The sequence below is a fragment of the Nocardia aurantia genome, assembly GCF_009604425.1.
GTDB lineage: Bacteria > Actinomycetota > Actinomycetes > Mycobacteriales > Mycobacteriaceae > Nocardia > Nocardia aurantia.
The window spans coordinates 140,665-158,799 of record NZ_WEGI01000009.1 but is presented as its reverse complement, the minus strand read 5'-3'; the positions used below and the strand labels follow the sequence as shown (position 1 = coordinate 158,799).

Annotated in this window: 19 protein-coding genes; 6 read left to right on the top strand and 13 right to left on the bottom strand. The window is 70.0% G+C overall.

The window, feature by feature from the left end:
* Positions 1–646 precede the first annotated feature (646 nt).
* The 3 genes from NRB56_RS20870 to NRB56_RS20860 are packed head-to-tail and all read right to left on the bottom strand — an operon-like array spanning position 647 to position 3,348.
* Positions 647–2,179 carry an FAD-dependent oxidoreductase gene (locus tag NRB56_RS20870; RefSeq protein WP_153344724.1) on the bottom strand — a complete coding sequence of 511 codons (1,533 nt, stop codon included), beginning with the start codon at positions 2,177–2,179 and terminating at the stop codon, positions 647–649.
* A 51-nt stretch (positions 2,180–2,230) separates the two neighbouring features.
* The gene (locus NRB56_RS20865) at positions 2,231–2,497 is read right to left on the bottom strand and encodes a hypothetical protein (RefSeq protein WP_319943285.1); all 267 of its coding nucleotides are present in this window, start codon (positions 2,495–2,497) and stop codon (positions 2,231–2,233) included.
* Complete coding sequence (locus NRB56_RS20860) at positions 2,494–3,348, bottom strand: PHP domain-containing protein (RefSeq protein ID WP_319943352.1); 855 nt, start codon at positions 3,346–3,348, stop codon at positions 2,494–2,496. The genes NRB56_RS20865 and NRB56_RS20860 overlap by 4 nt, the downstream gene beginning before the upstream one ends.
* 108 nt (positions 3,349–3,456) lie before the next feature.
* On the opposite strand from NRB56_RS20860, the gene NRB56_RS20855 reads away from it, so the two are divergent.
* Entirely contained in the window at positions 3,457–4,527 is a 1,071-nt protein-coding gene (locus NRB56_RS20855; protein WP_319943284.1) for a magnesium and cobalt transport protein CorA, read from the top strand.
* Positions 4,528–4,531: 4 nt separating this feature from the next.
* On the opposite strand, the gene NRB56_RS20850 is transcribed toward NRB56_RS20855, so the two are convergent.
* Genes NRB56_RS20850 through NRB56_RS20840 form a run of 3 tightly spaced genes read right to left on the bottom strand, consistent with a single transcriptional unit; the run spans position 4,532 to position 6,596 of the window.
* Positions 4,532–5,107, bottom strand: a complete 576-nt coding sequence (locus NRB56_RS20850; protein ID WP_194290923.1) for a suppressor of fused domain protein — start codon at positions 5,105–5,107, stop codon at positions 4,532–4,534.
* A 4-nt stretch (positions 5,108–5,111) separates the two neighbouring features.
* A complete protein-coding gene (locus NRB56_RS20845) occupies positions 5,112–5,603 on the bottom strand; it encodes a general stress protein (protein ID WP_153344722.1) in 492 nt (163 codons plus the stop codon).
* Between the two features lie 12 nt (positions 5,604–5,615).
* Complete coding sequence (locus NRB56_RS20840; RefSeq protein WP_153344720.1) at positions 5,616–6,596, bottom strand: HpcH/HpaI aldolase/citrate lyase family protein; 981 nt, start codon at positions 6,594–6,596, stop codon at positions 5,616–5,618.
* 266 nt (positions 6,597–6,862) lie between these two features.
* Here NRB56_RS20840 and NRB56_RS20835 point away from each other — a divergent pair, with 266 nt between their 5' ends.
* The 3 genes from NRB56_RS20835 to NRB56_RS20825 all read left to right on the top strand — a co-directional run bounded on the left by NRB56_RS20835 (position 6,863) and on the right by NRB56_RS20825 (position 10,481).
* Positions 6,863–8,254 carry a lytic transglycosylase domain-containing protein gene (locus NRB56_RS20835; RefSeq protein WP_227838089.1) on the top strand — a complete coding sequence of 464 codons (1,392 nt, stop codon included), beginning with the start codon at positions 6,863–6,865 and terminating at the stop codon, positions 8,252–8,254.
* A gap of 148 nt (positions 8,255–8,402) precedes the next feature.
* A complete protein-coding gene (locus NRB56_RS20830) occupies positions 8,403–9,275 on the top strand; it encodes a lytic transglycosylase domain-containing protein (protein ID WP_319943283.1) in 873 nt (290 codons plus the stop codon).
* A 66-nt stretch (positions 9,276–9,341) separates the two neighbouring features.
* The gene (locus NRB56_RS20825) at positions 9,342–10,481 is read left to right on the top strand and encodes an Mrp/NBP35 family ATP-binding protein (RefSeq protein WP_153344716.1); all 1,140 of its coding nucleotides are present in this window, start codon (positions 9,342–9,344) and stop codon (positions 10,479–10,481) included.
* A 102-nt stretch (positions 10,482–10,583) separates the two neighbouring features.
* On the opposite strand, the gene glgC is transcribed toward NRB56_RS20825, so the two are convergent.
* Complete coding sequence (gene glgC / locus NRB56_RS20820) at positions 10,584–11,798, bottom strand: glucose-1-phosphate adenylyltransferase (RefSeq protein ID WP_319943282.1); 1,215 nt, start codon at positions 11,796–11,798, stop codon at positions 10,584–10,586.
* A gap of 68 nt (positions 11,799–11,866) precedes the next feature.
* Here glgC and glgA point away from each other — a divergent pair, with 68 nt between their 5' ends.
* Positions 11,867–13,090, top strand: a complete 1,224-nt coding sequence (gene glgA, locus NRB56_RS20815) for a glycogen synthase (protein ID WP_153344714.1) — start codon at positions 11,867–11,869, stop codon at positions 13,088–13,090.
* Positions 13,091–13,140: 50 nt separating this feature from the next.
* Here glgA and NRB56_RS20810 read toward each other — a convergent pair whose 3' ends face one another.
* From NRB56_RS20810 to NRB56_RS20795, 4 genes are all read right to left on the bottom strand, one after another.
* A complete protein-coding gene (locus NRB56_RS20810; protein WP_406603512.1) occupies positions 13,141–14,220 on the bottom strand; it encodes a putative RNA methyltransferase in 1,080 nt (359 codons plus the stop codon).
* 93 nt (positions 14,221–14,313) lie between these two features.
* Entirely contained in the window at positions 14,314–14,481 is a 168-nt protein-coding gene (locus NRB56_RS20805; RefSeq protein WP_019929283.1) for a DUF3117 domain-containing protein, read from the bottom strand.
* Positions 14,482–14,663: 182 nt separating this feature from the next.
* Complete coding sequence (locus NRB56_RS20800; RefSeq protein ID WP_319943281.1) at positions 14,664–15,236, bottom strand: DNA-3-methyladenine glycosylase I; 573 nt, start codon at positions 15,234–15,236, stop codon at positions 14,664–14,666.
* Positions 15,233–15,625: a DivIVA domain-containing protein gene (locus tag NRB56_RS20795; RefSeq protein WP_153344712.1), complete on the bottom strand. Its 393-nt coding sequence runs from the start codon at positions 15,623–15,625 to the stop codon at positions 15,233–15,235. The genes NRB56_RS20800 and NRB56_RS20795 overlap by 4 nt, the downstream gene beginning before the upstream one ends.
* 592 nt (positions 15,626–16,217) lie before the next feature.
* On the opposite strand from NRB56_RS20795, the gene NRB56_RS20790 reads away from it, so the two are divergent.
* On the top strand, positions 16,218–17,537 hold the full coding sequence (locus NRB56_RS20790; RefSeq protein ID WP_153344710.1) for an XRE family transcriptional regulator: 1,320 nt from the start codon (positions 16,218–16,220) through the stop codon (positions 17,535–17,537).
* Here the strand turns inward: NRB56_RS20790 and NRB56_RS20785 are convergent.
* Together NRB56_RS20785 and NRB56_RS20780 are read right to left on the bottom strand one after the other, a co-directional pair.
* Entirely contained in the window at positions 17,528–17,746 is a 219-nt protein-coding gene (locus NRB56_RS20785) for a hypothetical protein (RefSeq protein ID WP_319943280.1), read from the bottom strand. The two genes, NRB56_RS20790 and NRB56_RS20785, sit on opposite strands and share 10 nt — an antisense overlap.
* 133 nt (positions 17,747–17,879) lie before the next feature.
* Positions 17,880–18,086: a hypothetical protein gene (locus tag NRB56_RS20780; RefSeq protein ID WP_227838204.1), complete on the bottom strand. Its 207-nt coding sequence runs from the start codon at positions 18,084–18,086 to the stop codon at positions 17,880–17,882.
* Positions 18,087–18,135: the final 49 nt, after the last annotated feature.

The window sequence follows — 18,135 nt, the reverse complement described above, 5'->3', positions numbered from 1 at the left end:
CGGGTGTTCGGTTACCGGCTGGTATTGCTATTACCGGTTTTTCGCTGTTCTGGATGACGGTCCGGAACACCATCGTTGCAGTGGGCGGAACGACATCGTCGTTACGGTGGTGTCACTGTCGCATGTCGCGCACGAAATCGCCATCGTCTACATCGCACAAATCGCACAAAGTAAAACTGAATGTCGTCGAGGGCATCGTCGCGCCGGAGTCGCCGAACCACACCCGGAGGGGTGGGTCCGGGTAATCCGCTACCGATGTTCCCGGACCGGAGCCGTGCGCACGCATCGAGGAACATCGAACTTCCCGCTCCGGGCGGTGGCACCGGCCGGGAATCCGCTACATTCTGCCAGCATCGGCACCCGCGTGCCAAATCGCCGCGCGGACGGAACCACCACTGCGGCACTGCCTGCGGAAATGCGGCGGGCCCGGACGTGGAGACCGGTCTCCCGAGGCACGGTCGCCGGACCCGCCGCCACCGCGCGGCACGCCCCGGCGAGGGCCCTCCGGCGCGGTGACCGGTCCGCGTGCAGCTACCGTGAGGTAAACGTCACCGCGCGATTCCCGTACATCGCCGGAAAAGGCGAATTACTGTCTGGTAAACAAAAACTCGTCGATGATCCGAGGCGCCGGTGAATCACCGGGAGTTCATGCGGATGTCAGGTCCGCCCACGGCGAGGGCGCATCCGGATCGGGTTGTTCCGGCCGTACCCAGACCGATTCCACACCGCCGGAGACCAATCGCAGCCGCCAATCGCTGCCCGCCCCCGGATGATCGGTACGCCGATGCATGCCGCGCGTCTCGGTGCGCGCCAGCGCGCTGTATTTCGTCCAGCGCGCCACCGCGAGCAGCGCCGCCGCCTGCCGCGCGTGCAGACGGTCCGCTCCGCTGCCGCCCAGCCCGAATTCGGTGACCGGCCACAGCGCGTCCAGTTCGGTGATGCTGTCGCGCAGGCTGCCCGCGCTACGCCAGTAACTCCGCCGTAGCGGAAGGGTGTGTTCCTGAACCAGTCCGACCACCGCCCGCGGATCGATGCCGGGCGCCGCGTTCAGGCCCGCCCCCGGTACCGGCCGCCCCCGCCGCGCGCGCCCGCCGCTCGCCGCCGCGAACCGCGCGGCACTCGCCCCCGCCCACGCGCCCGAGGAGATCGCCCATGCCCCGCCCTGCCCGCCGAATCCGCCGACCGCGCCGGCGATCGGCTCCCTGGTCGCCACGTCGCCCGCGGCGAAGAGACCGGGAACCGTTGTCGCGCAATCGAATCCGATCAGGCGAAGGCCGCCGGTACCGCGCACGGTGCCCTCCGGGACCGCGCGCAGCAGCACCCGGTCCGCCCCCGCGCGCAGATCGTCCAGCGCCGCGTAGACCCGCCGCCCGTCGGCGAGTACGGCGAACGCGGCGGCGTGCGATCCGAGGGGACCGCCGAGTACCGCGCCCTCGTCGTCGTAGAAAGCGGCGAAACGCGGTGCCGGGTCCGCCACGGGCACCTCCTCGCCCACCACGGCCGGTCCGCGGCGCCCGACCGGTGCCAGCGAATACGCGTTGGAGAACTCCATCCCCGACAGCTCACCGCCGGCCTCGGCGGCCATCAGCAGTCCGTCGCCGGTGTCCACATCCGTACCGGGGCCACCGGACAGGAACGCGCACCCGCCGGTGGCCACCACCACCGCCCCGGACCGGACCGTCCACTCCGTGCCACCGCGCAGCCGGACTCCGGTGGCGCCGCAGATCGTGCCCGCGCTGTCGGCCAGCAGCTGCAGCGCCGGATGGTGATCGAGGATGCGCACCCCCGCGGCCACCAGGCCGCGGCGCAACCGGGCCAGATACTGCGCGCCCTCGATCGTCACCCGGCCGGCCCGCTCGTCGCGTCCGCCAAATCCGCGCGGTCCGGCCCCGATCAACCGGTCGACGCGCCGGTGCGCCTCCTCCAGGACCCGGTGCATCCAGTCCGGATCGCCGAGGCAACCGCCCTGGACGTAGCTCTGCCGCACGGCCTCGTCGCGCGCCGGGCCGGGCGGGACGTACCAGAGCGAGACCGGCCCCCGGGCGCTGGGACCGCTGCTGCCGCAGCGCCCCTTCTCCACCAGGACCACCCGGGCGCCACCGCGCGCCGCCGTGAGGGCCGCCCAGGCCCCGGCCGGGCCGCCCCCCACCACGAGCACATCGGCGACCAATTCACCCATACCCCAAAATATTCGGGCACAATTCACCCTGCCGCAACCGACACGCAGGGCTCAATTCCACCACTGCGTAACCAACAGGTAACCTGTCGCAACAAAAACGACCAGCGATCCGGAAAGCGCGGCCGTACCCCGATGCCGATCGGCGAACACCTGCGCCGCGACCGCGAGCACCGTCAGCCCCACATGCCAGGACAGCCGCCCGGTGCCGGGACCCGGAAACCCCCGCTGGGCACCGAGAATCGCCGCGCCGATCAGCACCGCGGTCAGGACCACCAGCCCGCCCGCGACCAGTCCGCTCAACGCCCGCAGCGCCTTCACGCGGCGATCACCGATATCCCGGAGGCCTTGTCGATCAGGCGCTCGAATTGTTCCGGATCCGTTGTGAATCCACCCAATTCGATCGCCTTGTCCGCGCCGTGATAATCCGAGGATCCGGTCGCGATCAGGCCCAGTTCGGTCACGAGTTCACGCAATATTTCCCGATCTGCGAGTGCGTGGTCCGGATGGTCGACCTCGATGCCACCCAGCCCGAGCGCGGCCAGCCGGCGCACCTCCGCGAGATCGAGCAGCCGGCCCCGCGAGCGCGCCCGCACGTGGGCGACCACGGTGACCCCGCCCGCCGCGGCCACCATGGCCACCGCGCGATCCAGCGGGGTATCCGCCTTGTCCAGGTAATAGGGGCTGTGCGGGGCCAGCAGCTCGCGGAAGGCGGCGTCCACCGTCGGCACCACCCCCGCCGCCATCAGCGCGCGGGCCAGATGCGGGCGGCCCGCCACCGCGCCGGCGCCGGCCAGTACGGCGTCCGGATCGATCGGCAGGCCGTCGGCGGCCATCCGCTCGGCCATCGCCCGTACCCGCGCCACCCGCTCGCCGCGCAGCCGCTCGCGCTCGGCGGCGAACGACGAGTCGGCCGGATCGAACAGATATGCCAGCAAGTGGACCGGGACCGGGCGGCCGTCCTCGCCGAGGCCCGTGCAGGACATCTCCATCCCGCGGACCAGCGTCATCCCGGCGGGCAGGGCCGCGGCGGCCTCGTCCCAGCCGGCGGTGGTGTCGTGATCGGTGAGGGCGACCGCGTCGAGCCCGGCCGCGCCCGCCCGCCGGACCAGCTCCGCGGGAGTGTCGGTGCCGTCCGAGACGGTCGAATGGGTATGGAGGTCGATGCGCACGAGATTCCATCTTGCCGAACCCGGGGCCGCCGCGGCGTCGCGGCGGGCCGTGGCGCGGGCGATATCCGGGACTCGAACAGGCACGCCCGTACCGCTACCATCCAGCTCGTGCCCTCCATTCCACCCCTGTCGTCGTTGCGCAATCGTCGCAAGCCCGAGGAACCCGTTCATCGGATCCCGGTGCCGACCGCGCGCGCGATCGTCGACTGCGCGGTCTACGTGGACGGCGAGCGGCTGCCGGGCCGGCTGCTGCCCGCGGCGGCGCTGGCCGAGGTGCGGAAGCGCGAGTCCGGATTCGTCTGGGTGGGCCTGCACGAACCGGACGAGACCCAGATGGCCGAGGTGGCCGACACCTTCGGCCTGCACGAGCTGGCCGTCGAGGACGCGGTGCAGGCCCATCAGCGGCCGAAGCTGGAACGCTACGACGACACCCTGATCCTGGTGCTGCGCACCGTGAAGTATCTGGAGCACCCGCGCCACGGCATCAGCGAGATCGTGGAGACCGGCGAGGTGATGATGTTCGTCGGCCCCTCGTTCGTGGTCACGGTCCGGCACGGCGACCACACCCCGCTGACCGGGGTCCGGCGCCGCCTGGAGGCCGATCCCGGACATCTCGCGCTGGGCCCGACCGCGGTGCTGCACGCGATCGCGGACCACATCGTCGACAGCTACGTCGAGGTGGCCCAGTCCATGGAGGACGACGTGGACCGGATGGAGGAGGACGTCTTCACCCCGCGCAGCCACATCGCGGTGGAGGAGATCTACCAGCTCAAGCGCGAGGTGGTCGAGCTGCGGCGGGCGGTCGCGCCGTTGACCGTGCCGTTGCAACTGCTCAGCAACGACACCGTGCTGCCGACCGAGATCCGCCGGTACATGCGCGATGTCGCCGACCACCACACCGTCGTCGCCGAGCACATCCGGGACTTCGACGAGGCGCTGAGCTCGTTGATCAACGCCGCCCTGGCGAAGGTCGGCGTGCAGCAGAACACCGATATGCGCAAGATCTCGGCCTGGGCCGCCATGGCCGCCGTGCCGACCATGATCGCCGGCATCTACGGCATGAACTTCCAGCACATGCCCGAACTGTCGTGGACGTTCGGCTATCCGCTCGTGCTGGTCGTGATCGTCACGATCTGCAGCGGGCTGTTCCTGGTCTTCCGGCACAACGACTGGCTGTAACCGGTCACAGCGCGGCGGCCGCCCGGCGCGGATCGCGGATGTCGATGCTCGCCTCGTCCCAGGCGTCGCGCAACGCCGCCGCGCCGCGGATCCGCACCCACGCCGCCTCGGTGGCGGTGACCGGCACCGCCGACAGGAACCGCACCGGCTCCGCCGGTTCCGGCAGCGGCACCGGCGGCACCGGCGCGGCGCCCAGCAGCGCCGCGGTGAAGGGGGCGTTGTGCCACAACGGTTCCCCGAGGTCGAGCAGCGCATCCTCTTGCAGCACAATGCCTTCCACCGAGGGCGAGGCGATCAGCACGCCGAGCGCGCGAGTCAGGCCGGAGTGCGCGCCCAGGCCGCCGCGCAGCGTCAGCACCAGTTCCGCGCGCGGGCCGCGCTCCGGATCCGCCACGGCCGCAGCCGGATCCGTCATCGGATGGCGGCTGCCGCCGAGCGTCACGTAGTGGATGTGGTCGCCGTCGCGCACCCGGAGGATCTCGATCGGCTCCAGCCCCAGGAAGGTCACCGAGGCCGAATCCGCCGACGGCGCACCGTAATACGCCAGGACGGCGGCTCGCACCCGGTCCAGGACCTGCATGCGGCTAGATGGCCAGCCGGGCCAGCATGTCGCGCGCCTGCTCGGCCGCCTTCGGCTCGCACAGCACGTCGTAGCGGCCGGCCACCAACTGCATGGTGGAGGCGAAGTCACGCTGGCCACGGGTGGCGGCGTACGGGATGGAGGTGGAGATCACGCCGAAGATCACACCGCCGATCAGACCCACGACCAGCGGGCCGAGGGCGCCGCCGGAGGTGAACAGGCTCAGCAGCAGGCCCAGGAACAGGCCGAGCCAGGCGCCGGACACCATGCCCCCGCCGATGACCTTGCCCCAGGTGAGCCGGTACAGCACCCGCTCGACCTGCATGAGGTCGACGCCGACGATGGTCACGTTCTCGACCGGGAACTGATTGTCGGCCAGATAGTCGACGGCCTTCTGCGCCTCCGCGTAGGTCGGGTAGGAGCCGACCGGCCACCCCGACGGCGGCGTCGGCAGGCCCGACCGATTGCGATTCGCGTTGCCCAAGGGATTGGTCATAACACGGACATCCTAGTCCCGCCCGGCGCTGTGCGGCGGTTCGGACGCGGCCGTGCGCGTCATGCCCGCCGCCCGGCCCTTCGCCGCGATCACCTGCGCCATCTTGGCGCTCGCCTCGTCGATCATCTCGTCGCCGAGCATCACCGCGCCGCGGGCGCCCCCGGCGCCGGAGGTGTGATAGGCGTACGCGTCCAGGATCTCCTCGGCGCGGTCGTAATCCGCCTGCCGCGGGCTGAAGATCTCGTTCGCGGCGTCGATCTGGGTGGGGTGCAACACCCACTTCCCGTCGAAACCCAGCGCGGCCGTGCGGCCCGCGGCGCGCCGGAACCCGTCGAGATCCCGGATCTGCAGGTACGGACCGTCGATCGCTTGCAGGCCGTGGGCCCGCGCGGCGAGCAGGATGGTCATCAGGATGTGGTGGTAGGCGTCGCCGGGCTGGTAACCCTCCGGCTGCTCACCCACGACCAGGGTGCGCATGTTGATGCTGGCCATGAAGTCGGCCGGGCCGAACACGAGCGTCCGCACCCGCGGGGAGGCGGTGGCGATCTCGTCGATGTTGCGCAGTCCCAGGGCATTCTCGATCTGCGGCTCGATACCGATGCCGCCCGGTTCCAGCCCGCCGGCCTTCTCCAGCTGGGTGAGCAGCAGATCCAGTGCGCGGACCTGACCGGCGTCGGTCACCTTCGGCAGCAGGATCGCGTCGAGTTCCCGGCCCGCGCCCTCCACGACCGTGATCACGTCGGCGTAGGTCCACTGCGTGGTCCAGTCGTTGACCCGCACGACCCGGATCTGCTCGCCCCAGCCCGGGGAGACGAGGGCGGCAACGATGTTCGCGCGCGCGGCGGCCTTCGCCGCGGGCGCCACGGCGTCCTCCAGGTCGAGGAAGATCTCGTCCGCCGCGAGTCCCTTGGCCTTCTCGATCATCCGCGGATTGCTGCCGGGAACGGCGAGCACCGACCGTCGCGTGGCGGGACTCCTGCGGCGTGTCGTCATGACATTTGCTCCTGTGGTCGGGATTGCTCGGACGGCGCTCCCAGCCTGGCAGATCCGTTGCGGCGGTCCCGAACGGACCCCGAACAGAGGGCGTCTGACCGCAAATGTCGATAACAACAAGCTGACTCATGGGTAACCTGGATCACGTTGCTCGCGAGCAGTCGGTATCGATCCCGGTTTTCCGGTGCCTCGAACCACAGCTCTCACGACTACGAGGGGTTGGTGCGTCGATGCGAATATCTGGTCCAGTAACCGTATCGGCGCTCATGGTGGCAGGTGTGCTGGCCTCCGGCTCGGCGGTGCAGGCGCCCGCGCATCCCGGAATCCGCCCGGCCGCCGCGCCTTCGGCGCTTCCCGCCGAGGACGCCGATTCGGTGGGCCTGGTGCCCGCCGCCCCCGAACCGCCCCGCAAACTGCGCGCGCTCGGCCCCGCCCAGGGTGTCCCGCTGTTCGGCGGAACGGTTCCGTTGCACGACATCTCACTGCCGGGCGGCGGCGCCCTCGGCATCCCGGAAATCGTGCTGGCCGCGTACCGCAATGCCGAACTGGCCCTGCAATCGTCGATGCCGAACTGCGGTATCACGTGGCATCTGCTGGCGGGCATCGGAAAAGTGGAGTCCAATCACGCGGCGAACGGCCGCACCGACGCCAACGGCACCACCCTCGGCGTGATCTACGGTCCGCCGCTGGACGGCACGCTGGCCGGCAACGAGATCATCCAGGCCGCGGACGGCAGTTATGTGCGCGCCATCGGGCCCATGCAGTTCCTCCCGGGCACCTGGGCGCACTACGCCTCCGACGGCCGCGGCGACGGACATCCGGACCCCAACAACGTGTTCGACGCGGCGCTGGCCGCCGGCAAGTACCTGTGCACCGGCGGGCTGGATCTGCGCGATCCGCAGCAGCAATTGCGAGCGGTGTTGCGCTACAACAACTCCCTGGCCTACGCCGCGCAGGTGCTGAGCTGGTCGAACGCCTACGCCACCGGCGGCGTGCCGACCCAGGTGCCGATCTCCCCCGATCTGATCCCGCCGGGGTCGCAGCCCGTCGCACCGGACATTCTGGCGGTCAACACCGTCATTCCGACCACCGGCGACCGCCCGTCCCCCACCACCCCGGTGGCCCCGGCGCCGCCGCCGACCCAGGTGATGATCGTCATCCCGGGCCTGCCGCCGATCCCGTGCGGCATCTTCTGCCCGCCGCCGCGCCCGAATCCCTGTGATCCGGCGGCGGTTCCGGCGCCGATCGATCCGAACGACCCCGCGCTCGGGACGCGGCGCTGGTCGCCCGGCGGTCCGGTGACGACCACCGACATGCCCGCGGCCACCGACGCTCCCCAGGCGCCCGGAGCGAAACCCGGTGCCGCACCGGATCAGAAGGCTGATCCGGCCGCCGTGGACCCGAACGCACCGCAGCAGCCCGCCGCGTGCACGCAGACCGAGCAGGCCGGTACGCCGGGTACCCCACCGGCCCCGGGTGCCGCGAATCCGCCACCGGCCGAACCGCAGCAGCCGAGCAAGACCCCCGAGCCGGGGCCGATGTCGGACGACGCGCCCGCGCAGCCCGCGGACCCGGCGACGCCGCCGCCCCCGCCCGCGATCACGCTGCCGTTCGGCATCACGATCCCGCTGCCGGTCCCGCCGCAGCCGCAGCCCTGATCGGCGCCCGGTATCAACCTCCTTGCCCGGCAGGGAGATCGACAAACCGAAAAGCCGGTCACGAAGGAGTAACGAAAGTGTCTCGGATGCGGTAATCTCAACTCGTTGCGTTGACAGACGCTCGCAGCGAGCAGAGAAGAGCCACACCGTGGGACGTCACAGCAAACCGCCGGCCCGGCGCACTTCCGTCAATCCCGTTCTCGCGCTCACCGGCTTGGTGCCCGCGGGTGTGGTCGCCGTCAGCGCGGCCGCCACCACCGAGGCCAACACGGGCGAATTCGCGGCGATGAATGCTCCGCAGCAGGTCACGGGCGACGCCGAGACCGTCGCCGCCGAGGCGCGACTGTCGGCCGTGGCCGCCGAGGGACACCTCGCGACCGACGACTCCCTGATGCACGTGGCCCGCCACCCCGGCCCGCCGACGGTGCGCAGCAACAAACTTCCGGCGAACCGCGTCGCCGCCACCACCGTGGCCGGCCCGCTGGGCATACCGGGTGTCGCCTACGCCGCCTACACCAACGCCGAACGGGTGCTGGCACAGGAGAATCCGGACTGCCACATGTCGTGGTCGCAGCTGGCCGGCATCGGCCAGATCGAATCGCACCACGCCTACGGCAAACTCGACGAGAACGGCTACCCGATCAACCCGGTCTACGGCCCGGTGCTCGACGGCAGCCTCGGCGGCAACCAGGTCGTCAACGCGACCGACGGCGGCGAGCTCGACGGTATGTCCTCCTACGCCCGCGCGGTCGGCCCCATGCAGTTCCTGCCGAGCACGTACCGCAAGTACGCCGCCGACGGCAAGGGCGACGGCACCTCCGATCCGCAGAACATCTTCGACGCGTCGCTGACAGCCGGGAAGTACCTCTGCGAGGGCGGCCTGGACATGAACGATCCGGCGCAGCAGTCCCGCGCGATCATGCGCTACAACCACTCGATGGCGTACGTCGCCAACGTGATGGCCTGGGAGACCGCCTACCGCGAGGGCGTCGGCCCGGGGCAGGCGAACAATCGCATGTGACCGTGCCCGCCGGATCGGTACCGCCCGCGCGGCCGGTCCGGATCGGGTCCGCATAAACTCGCGCACATGCCAGTGGTAACGGAATCGGATGTACGCGGCGCTCTCGCCAAGGTGAACGACCCGGAGATCCGCAAACCGATCACCGAACTGGGCATGGTGAAAAGTGTCGCGGTCGCCGCCGACGGCGGCGTGCATGTCGAGATCTACCTCACCACGGCCGCCTGCCCGTTGAAGACCAGGCTCACCGAGCTGGTCACCCGGGCCGTGGCCGATGTCCCGGGTGCGGGCGCGGTCACCGTCGAACTCGACGTGATGAGCGACGAGCAGCGCACCGAACTGCGCAAGCAGTTGCGCGGCGATTCGGCCGAACCGGTGATCCCCTTCGCCCAGCCCGGCTCGCTGACCCGGGTGTACGCGGTCGCCTCCGGTAAGGGCGGGGTCGGGAAATCCAGCGTGACGGTCAACCTCGCGGCCGCGCTGGCCCAGCGGGGACTGTCCGTCGGCGTGCTCGACGCCGACATCTACGGCCATTCGGTCCCGCGCATGCTGGGTACCAACGATCAACGGCCGACCCAGGTCGAGCGGATGATCATGCCGCCGGTCGCGCACGACGTGAAGGTCATCTCGATCGCCATGTTCACCCAGGGCAACACGCCCGTGGTGTGGCGCGGCCCGATGTTGCACCGCGCGCTGCAGCAGTTCCTCGCCGACGTGTTCTGGGGCGATCTGGACGTCCTGCTGCTGGATCTGCCGCCGGGCACCGGCGACGTGGCGATCTCCATCGCCCAGCTCATCCCGAACGCCGAGATCCTCGTGGTCACCACCCCGCAGCCGGCCGCCGCCGAGGTGGCGGAACGGGCCGGCGCGATCGCCCTGCAGACCCGGCAGCGCATCGCGGGCGTGGTGGAGAACATGTCCTGGCTGGACCTGCCCGACGGCAGCCGGATGGAGCTCTACGGCTCCGGCGGCGGCCAGGCGGTGGCCGACCGGCTCACCCAGGCGGTCGGCGCGAATGTGCCGCTGCTGGGCCAGATCCCGATCACCCAGGAACTGCGCGAGGCCGGCGATTCGGGCATCCCGATCGTGCTGAGCGATCCGCAGGACCCGGCCGCCGCGGCCCTGCTGGAGATCGCCGACAAGTTGGCGATCCGCCGCCGCGGGCTCGCGGGCATGTCGCTCGGCATCGACACCACCCGCCACCTGTAACCGGTACTCACGGCGGCGGCCGTGCACGACGGCGCCGGACGAGCGATCACCGACTCGGCCGCAGCGGCCGCCGGTGATCGCCCCCCGCGCGGCGCTCGGCCGCTATACCCAGACGCCCTTGCCCACGGTGACGACGCCGCCGTGGCTGACCGCGAACCGCTCGCGGTCGCGGTCCAGGTCGACGCCGATGATCTCGCCCTCGCCGACCATCACGTTCTTGTCCAGGATGGCGCGGCGGACCACCGCGCCGCGGCCGATGCGCACGCCCGGCATCACCACGCTGCCCTCGACCGTGGCGCCGTCCTCGACGAAGACGTTGGAGCTGAGCACCGAATTGCGGACCGTCGCCGCGGACAGGATGCTGCCGGAGCCGACGATCGACTCCTGGGCCAGCCCGCCCTTGGCGAATTTCGCCGGCGGCAGGTTCTCGGTGGCGCCCCGGATCGGCCAGTGCCGGTTGTACAGGTTGAACACCGGGTGCACCGAGACCAGATCCATGTGCGCGTCGTAGAAGGCGTCGATGGTGCCGACGTCGCGCCAATAGCCCCGGTCGCGATCGGTGGAACCCGGCACGTCGTTCAGGGCAAAATCGTAGACGCCGGCCTCGCCCTGCGAGACCAGCGCCGGAATGATGTCGCCACCCATGTCATGGTCGGAATCCGCGTCGTCGGCGTCGGCACGGATGGCGTCCACCAGCGCCTTGGTGCTGAACACGTAGTTGCCCATGGACGCGAACGTGACGTTCGGATCGTCCGGGGTGCCGGGCGGATGCGCGGGCTTCTCCAGGAACTGGGTGATCCGGCCCGACTCGTCGGAGTCGATGCAGCCGAAACTGCTGGCCTGGCTGCGCGGCACCCGGATACCGGCCACCGTCACCCCCGCCCCGGATTCGATGTGGTGCGCCACCATCTGTTCCGGATCCATCCGGTACACGTGGTCGGCGCCGAACACCACGATGTAGTCGGGGTCCTCGTCGTAGATCAGGTTCATCGATTGCAGGATCGCGTCCGCGCTGCCCGTGTACCAGCGCGGCCCGAGCCGCTGCTGGGCCGGTACGGGGGTGATGTACTCGCCCCCGAACCCGGACAGTCGCCAGGTCTGCGAGATGTGCCGGTCGAGCGAATGCGACTTGTACTGGGTGAGCACGCAGAGCCGCAGAAATCCGGCGTTCACCAGGTTGGACAGTACGAAGTCGATCAGTCGGTACGCGCCCCCGAAGGGAACCGCCGGTTTGGCACGATCCCTGGTGAGCGGAAACAGTCGCTTGCCCTCGCCGCCGGCGAGCACGATCCCGAGTATGTGCGGCTGACTCCTCACACTGTCAACCTACCGCCGAAACGCGACTCGGATGGTCACCACCGACGTGAACGATTTACTTTGGTCCCATGAGTCTCGATGCGAACGGCGGCCAGGAGCCTTCGAAATCGGAGCAGGACCGGCTACGTGTGGCGATGATGACTCGGGAATATCCGCCGGAAGTGTACGGCGGCGCCGGCGTCCACGTGACCGAATTGGTGTCGAAGTTGCGGCCGCTGTGTGACGTAACCGTCCACTGCATGGGTGTGCCACGCCCGGACGCGGTGGTGCACGAGGCGGATCCCATGCTGTACGCGGCGAATTCGGCGTTGCAGATGATGTCGGCCCAGCTCCGGATGGCCGACGCGGCCGACGGCACTGACGTGGTGCATTCGCACACCTGGTACACCGGCCTCGCCGGACATCTGGCCGGGAACCTGTACGGGGTGCCACACGTGCTGACGGCCCACTCGCTCGAGCCCCGGCGGCCGTGGAAGGCAGAACAACTCGGCGGCGGTTACCGGTTGTCGTCGTGGTCCGAGCGCAACGCGATGGAGTACGCCGACGCCGTGATCGCGGTCAGCGAGGGCATGCGCCGCGATGTGCTCGACGCCTACCCCACCGTCGATCCGGCCCGAGTGCACGTGGTGCACAACGGGATCGACCCGCGGGCGTGGCATCCGGGCGAACCTTCCGGCGACGCCGGTGACATCCTCACCGAACTGGGCGTCGACACCGGCCGCCCGATCGTGGCGTTCGTCGGCCGCATCACCCGGCAGAAGGGCGTGTCCCATCTGCTGGCCGCCGCAGCCGATTTCGACCCCGCGGCGCAACTCGTGCTGTGCGCGGGCGCCCCCGACACGCCGCAACTGGAGGCGGAGGTGGTGTCGGCGGTGGCGAAGCTGTCGGACACCCGCGGCGGTGTGTTCTGGGTCCGTCAGATGCTGCCGACCGAACAGGTCCGCCAGATCCTGGCCGCCGCCACGGTTTTCGTCTGCCCCTCGGTCTACGAACCGCTGGGCATCGTGAATCTGGAGGCGATGGCCTGCGGCACCGCGGTGGTGGCCTCCGATGTCGGTGGCATCCCCGAGGTCGTCGCCGACGGCCACACCGGCAGCCTGGTCCACTACGACAGCGCGCACCAGGAGGATTTCGAGCACGACCTGGCCGCCGCGGTCAACGCCGTCGTCGCCGACCCCGCTCGCGCCGCGGCGATGGGCGCCGACGGCCGCGCCCGGGTCGTCACCGAATTCGACTGGGCCCGCATCGCCGACCAAACCCTCGGCCTGTACGAACAACTCCGCAAGAGCTGACGAGTACACCGCGATGCCGGGAGACGGCGGTCCGGGCCGAGGGATCCGGCTCAGCGGAGGCCGTAGCGGGCGACGGTGACCGAGGCGGTGACGTCGAGGCGCTCGGGCAGGGCGGCCAGGCGCTCGGCGCGATCGGCGGCGGCGTGGTGGGCCGAGGGGCCCATCGCGGCAACATTCGCGATATCGGTGTGGCCGAGTGACATCGGGTACTCCACCGGAGTGCGGTCGAGTGGAACGAACCGGGTGGAGAGAGTGTCGGCGAGGCGGGTGTCCTTGCCTCCGTCCACCGTGATCATGCCCAGCGGGCCGATCAGCTCGCCGAGGTGCCGGGCGGTCGGGGTGACCACCACGAACGTCCCGCCCGGAGCGAGAACGCGGGCGACCTCCGCCGGATTGCGCGGCGCGAACACCGACAGCACATGGCTCAGCGCCGCGTCGCGGACCGGTAGCCCGCGCCACGCGTCGGCGAGCACCGAGGCCGCACGCGGGTGCGCGCGGGCCGCGCGGCGGGCGGCGTATTTGGAAACGTCCAAGGCGATGCCGTGAGACTCGGCCAGCGCGTCGAGCACGGCCGCGAGGTAGTAGCCGGTGCCGGAACCGAGTTCGAGCACCGCGGGACCGCCGGAGCTTTCCGCGGCTCCTCCGGCGGCGGTTTCCGCGGCTCCCCCGGCGACGGCGTGGGCAATTGCCTCCGCGATTGGGGAGAAATGTCCGCTTCCCTGAAAAGCGGCCCGCGCGTTGAGCATATCGGCGGAATCGCCGGTCATCTTCGTCGATGCACCGGTCAGCAGGCTGACATAACCCTGTTTCGCGATATCGAAGCTGTGCCCGTGCGGACAACGCAGGCAACGATCCCGTTCGGTTATCGGCGCGGCGCATTCCGGGCACGCCAGAAATTGGACGATCGCACCGAACGAGGAGACGCCGGTCTCGGCCGCATGACGAATAGGGGACTTGGGCGCATCGGGCGGGGACACTTCCGCACCGGCCGCGGGCTCGGTGACAATGCCGGGCGAGGAGACCGCCGCGCCACGTGCGGTCTCGGCCGCATCGCCGAGTTCGGCACCAGCCGCCCCGGCCCCGGACGCGGCCGCCTCGAACCGGGAAGAGGCCGTGCCCGAACCGGACACGGCCTGCTGCGGGCGCGCACGCGCCCTCCGGGACCCGCGAGGCTCACGCACGACGCCACCGGGCCCCGTCTGCGCGCGTGCGATACGTTCCGACTAGCTGGTGACTTCGGTGAGCTCTTTGCCGAGGGCCGCGGCCTCTTCCGGCGTGAGCTCGACGACCAGACGCCCGCCACCCTCGAGTGGAACCCGCATGACGATTCCACGCCCTTCCTTGGTTGCCTCGAGGGGACCGTCCCCGGTGCGGGGCTTCATGGCCGCCATCCTCTGCTCCCTCCAGATCCGCGCGGTCTGCTGCGCACATTCTTGGAACTCGTGTTGTCACCAACAGACAGCCGTTCCGGGACGCGACAGGCCGCGCCCGAAGGGCTGCACCACGCCCATTCTTCCTTATCACGGAACTGGGCGGGTAGCTGAGTTCGAAAACGGACCGCCGCGGCGCGTGTTCACGCGTGCGCCTCGACCCAGCAATCAACCAGATGATCGTCGACCATTCCGGTGGCCTGCATCAGCGCATAGGCCGTGGTGGGGCCGACGAAACGGAATCCGCGCTTTTTGAGTTCCTTTGCCAGAGCGGTGGATTCGGGTGTGACGGCGGGCACGTCGGTGAGGGTGCGCGGGCGTGGCCGCGTCGGCGGGGCGAAGGACCAGAGCAGCTGATCGAGACCACCGTCGACCTCGCGCGCGACCTGGGCGTTCGCGATGCAGGCCGCGATTTTGGCGCGATTGCGCACGATGCCGGAGTCGGACAGCAACCGTTGCGCGTCCGCGTCGGTGAACTCGGCCACCCGATCGATGGCGAATCCGTCGAACGCGGTCCGGAAGGCCGGGCGTTTCCGCAGGATGGTGATCCAGGACAGCCCGGACTGGAAGGCCTCCAGGCACATGCGTTCGAACAGCGCGTCGTCACCGTGCAGCGGGCGGCCCCACTCGGTGTCGTGATAGTCGCGGTACAACTGGGACGACTGCGACCATCCGCACCGGATCCGATCGTCCGGCACCTCGGGCGCGCCGCTCACGGCCGGCTCCCCGGCTGGGATTCGGCGGTGGCCGATTCCGGGCCGGCCGTCGACCGGTCGGCCGGGCCGGAATCGGGCTCGATACCGAAGACCGTGCGCAGCTGCTCACCCCGGGCGTGCGCGAGCTGTGTCTCCAGTTCATCGATGCGGGCGGCGAGGCGGGTCAGCGCCCAGTCGACCTCACCGGCCTTGTACCCCCGCAGGACCTGCTGGAAGCGCAGCGCCCGCACGTCGGCGCCGCTGATACCGGTCGCCGGCAGCACCGTGGCGGTGGTGCCCTCCGGCAGCGGGCCCAGCTCCTCCCCCCGGCCGAACACGACACTCGCCACCAGGAACAGCAGTCCGGCCACCAGGCCGACGATCAGCACGTACAACAGCAGCGTGAGCATAGGGACGAGAATAGGGGGCGGCCCCGACACGAACGGAGCTGCCGGGTGCGCCGAACCACCGCGACACCCGGCAGATCCGCCGCTCGGGTACCGGATTCCTCACCTCTCTCCGGTCCGCCGGAAGCAGTAGGCCGACGCCGCCAGGTACTGCCGGCATCGGCCGCCGTGGCCCGCGTGCACGGTCAGGATGAACCGGGCCCTGTCATAGGTGAGGTCGAGTGGTTCGTGGCTACAGTCCCGACTGGACATCAACCACAGGTCCCGGGCATCCGAGGATGGCGCATACATGGGTGTACCTCCAACTGATAGTGCACCCGGCGCCGGAAACGTGCGCCGCGGTGGTCGAGCAACCCCTCGACATTGAAGTGGGGGCGGCCCTCACCACCGGGATCGCCGGCTCACGGTTTCACCGCCACGGCTGCGAAGGATTTGTGGCCTCGACGCCGGATGCACGTTCAACTTTCGTCGCCGGAGCCCCCTCGCGAAATCGCGCTCCGTTGGCGTTGGTGTTGGCCTACTGTTGGTGTATCAAGCTAGGTAACATCGTGTTAACAAGAACACACGATGTAGCGCAGACAATGTAAGGCTCACAATGGTGTTGGGTCGGCCGTGGACCGGCTTCGAAGCGGTGGCGCTGCAGGAGGCGATGCGCAAATCCGTGCGGGACTTCGCCGCCCATCTGGGTGTCGAGATGACCACGGTGGCGAATTGGCGCGCCGGACTGTCGGCGGTGACCCCGCGCCCGCTCACCCAGGAACTCCTCGACACGCTGCTGGTGCAGGTCGGCGCCGAGGTACGAGAACGATTCGAGCAGATCCTCGCCGAGGGCGAATCCGCGCTGCGGTCACGCCGGTTGCCGATCCGGCGCGCCGCCGCGGCGGGCGACACCCGGACGGGCACCGATCAGGCGGACCGGACCCCGCCCCGCGCGGCAGTGGATCCGGACCCGGCCACCGCCGACCGCCCGGCGACCGGTACCGACGAGCTGATCGCGATCGAACTGGCGCGGCGCACCACGGCCTCCGATGTCGGTTCCGGCACGGTGGAACGGCTGGAGTGGGCGGTCGACGACCTCTCCTCGGCCTACGCCACCACCGCTCCCATCCTGCTGTTGCACCGCCTGCGCGAATACCTGCGCTACACGACCATGCTGATGGACTCCCGCAAGACCCTGGACGAACATCGCCGGCTGGTGGTGGCGGGCGGCTGGCTGGCGCTGCTGGCGGCGACCTGTCATGTCGATCTGGGCCAGCAGTCCACCGCCTCGGTGTATCTGAGCACCGCCGACGAACTCGGCGATCAGGGCGGCCAGCCCGAGATCCGGGCCTGGTGCCTCGAGACCCGGGCCTGGGAGGTGCTGGTCCAGGGGAACTTCACGCAGGCGGTGGAGTTGTCGCGGCAGGCCCAGGCGTGCGCGCCGCGCGGCAGCTCGGTGTACATCCAGGCCACCGCGCAGGAGGGTCGCGCGCTGTCACGACTACAGGACCGCACCGGCACCTACGATGCCCTGCGCCGGTTGTCGCGGCTGGTGTCCGCGCTGCCGCAGCCGGATCAGCCCGAACACCACTTCCGTTACGACCCGGCCAAATTCGACTCGTACGTGGCCACCACGCTGGCCTGGCTCGGGGACAGCGCGGCGGAATTCCACGCCCGCCAGACCCTGGACCGGCTGCAGTCCACCCCCACCTCGAAACCGCGCCGCCTGGCGTCGGCCCAGCTGGATCTGGGGCTGGCACTGGTGAAGGTCGGCAAGCCGGACGAGGCCGTGGAACTCGCGCTGACCGCGGTGAATTCGGGCCGGCTGGTGCCGTCCAACTTCTGGCGGGTGGACGAGGTGCTGTCCGCGGCCGAGGAACAGGGCGCGGACGGCGTCGCGGCGGTCCGCGACGCGTTCACCACCCACTACGGCTGAAGGGGTTCGGGAGCCGCGCTGGTCGCCGTGCAGAACGGATAGCAGGAGCCCGGGGTGGTGGGTACCGATCCCGGCGGATCGTGGAACTTGCTGCCGCTGACCAGCAACATGATCAGCAGCGCCAGGAACACCACGAAGCCGAACACGACCACCGCGAGGGTCCACCATCCGGACGGGAGCACCTCGTAGAAGACCTCGGAATCGTCCACCGGCCCTCCAGGTGCGATCGAGTCACGCGTCACGCCCATGATATCGGCTCGAGCCGCAGGTCACGAGCAGGATGCGCCCCGAATACCCACCGGCGCGACAATGTAACGCGCCGGCAACGGGCAGGTACCCCGTTCAGAAACCGGGCGGCGGGGGTTCCTGGGTGATCGTGCAGAACGGGTAGCAGGAGCCCTTCGGGATGGGATGTTCGTGAAAGTTGGCCCCGCTGACCAGCAACAACACCAGCAACGACGCGAAGACGGCCGCCCCGAGGACGACGGCCGCGAGCACCAGCCAGCCCCGCGGGGCCACCTCGACGAGAATCTCGCGCTGGAAAACCACGACGCCCTCCCCACACCCGACTGTGCCGAACAGACTACGCCCCCAATGA

Coding starts and splice junctions, on each gene's coding strand:
- NRB56_RS20870 (WP_153344724.1), bottom strand. CDS start 2,179: ATGGGTGAATTGGTCGCCGATGTGCTCGTGGTGGGGGGCGGCCCGGCC.
- NRB56_RS20850 (WP_194290923.1), bottom strand. CDS start 5,107: ATGCAGGTCCTGGACCGGGTGCGAGCCGCCGTCCTGGCGTATTACGGT.
- NRB56_RS20845 (WP_153344722.1), bottom strand. CDS start 5,603: ATGACCAATCCCTTGGGCAACGCGAATCGCAATCGGTCGGGCCTGCCG.
- NRB56_RS20840 (WP_153344720.1), bottom strand. CDS start 6,596: ATGACGACACGCCGCAGGAGTCCCGCCACGCGACGGTCGGTGCTCGCC.
- NRB56_RS20835 (WP_227838089.1), top strand. CDS start 6,863: ATGGTGGCAGGTGTGCTGGCCTCCGGCTCGGCGGTGCAGGCGCCCGCG.
- NRB56_RS20825 (WP_153344716.1), top strand. CDS start 9,342: ATGCCAGTGGTAACGGAATCGGATGTACGCGGCGCTCTCGCCAAGGTG.
- glgA (WP_153344714.1), top strand. CDS start 11,867: ATGAGTCTCGATGCGAACGGCGGCCAGGAGCCTTCGAAATCGGAGCAG.
- NRB56_RS20805 (WP_019929283.1), bottom strand. CDS start 14,481: ATGGCGGCCATGAAGCCCCGCACCGGGGACGGTCCCCTCGAGGCAACC.
- NRB56_RS20795 (WP_153344712.1), bottom strand. CDS start 15,625: ATGCTCACGCTGCTGTTGTACGTGCTGATCGTCGGCCTGGTGGCCGGA.
- NRB56_RS20790 (WP_153344710.1), top strand. CDS start 16,218: ATGGTGTTGGGTCGGCCGTGGACCGGCTTCGAAGCGGTGGCGCTGCAG.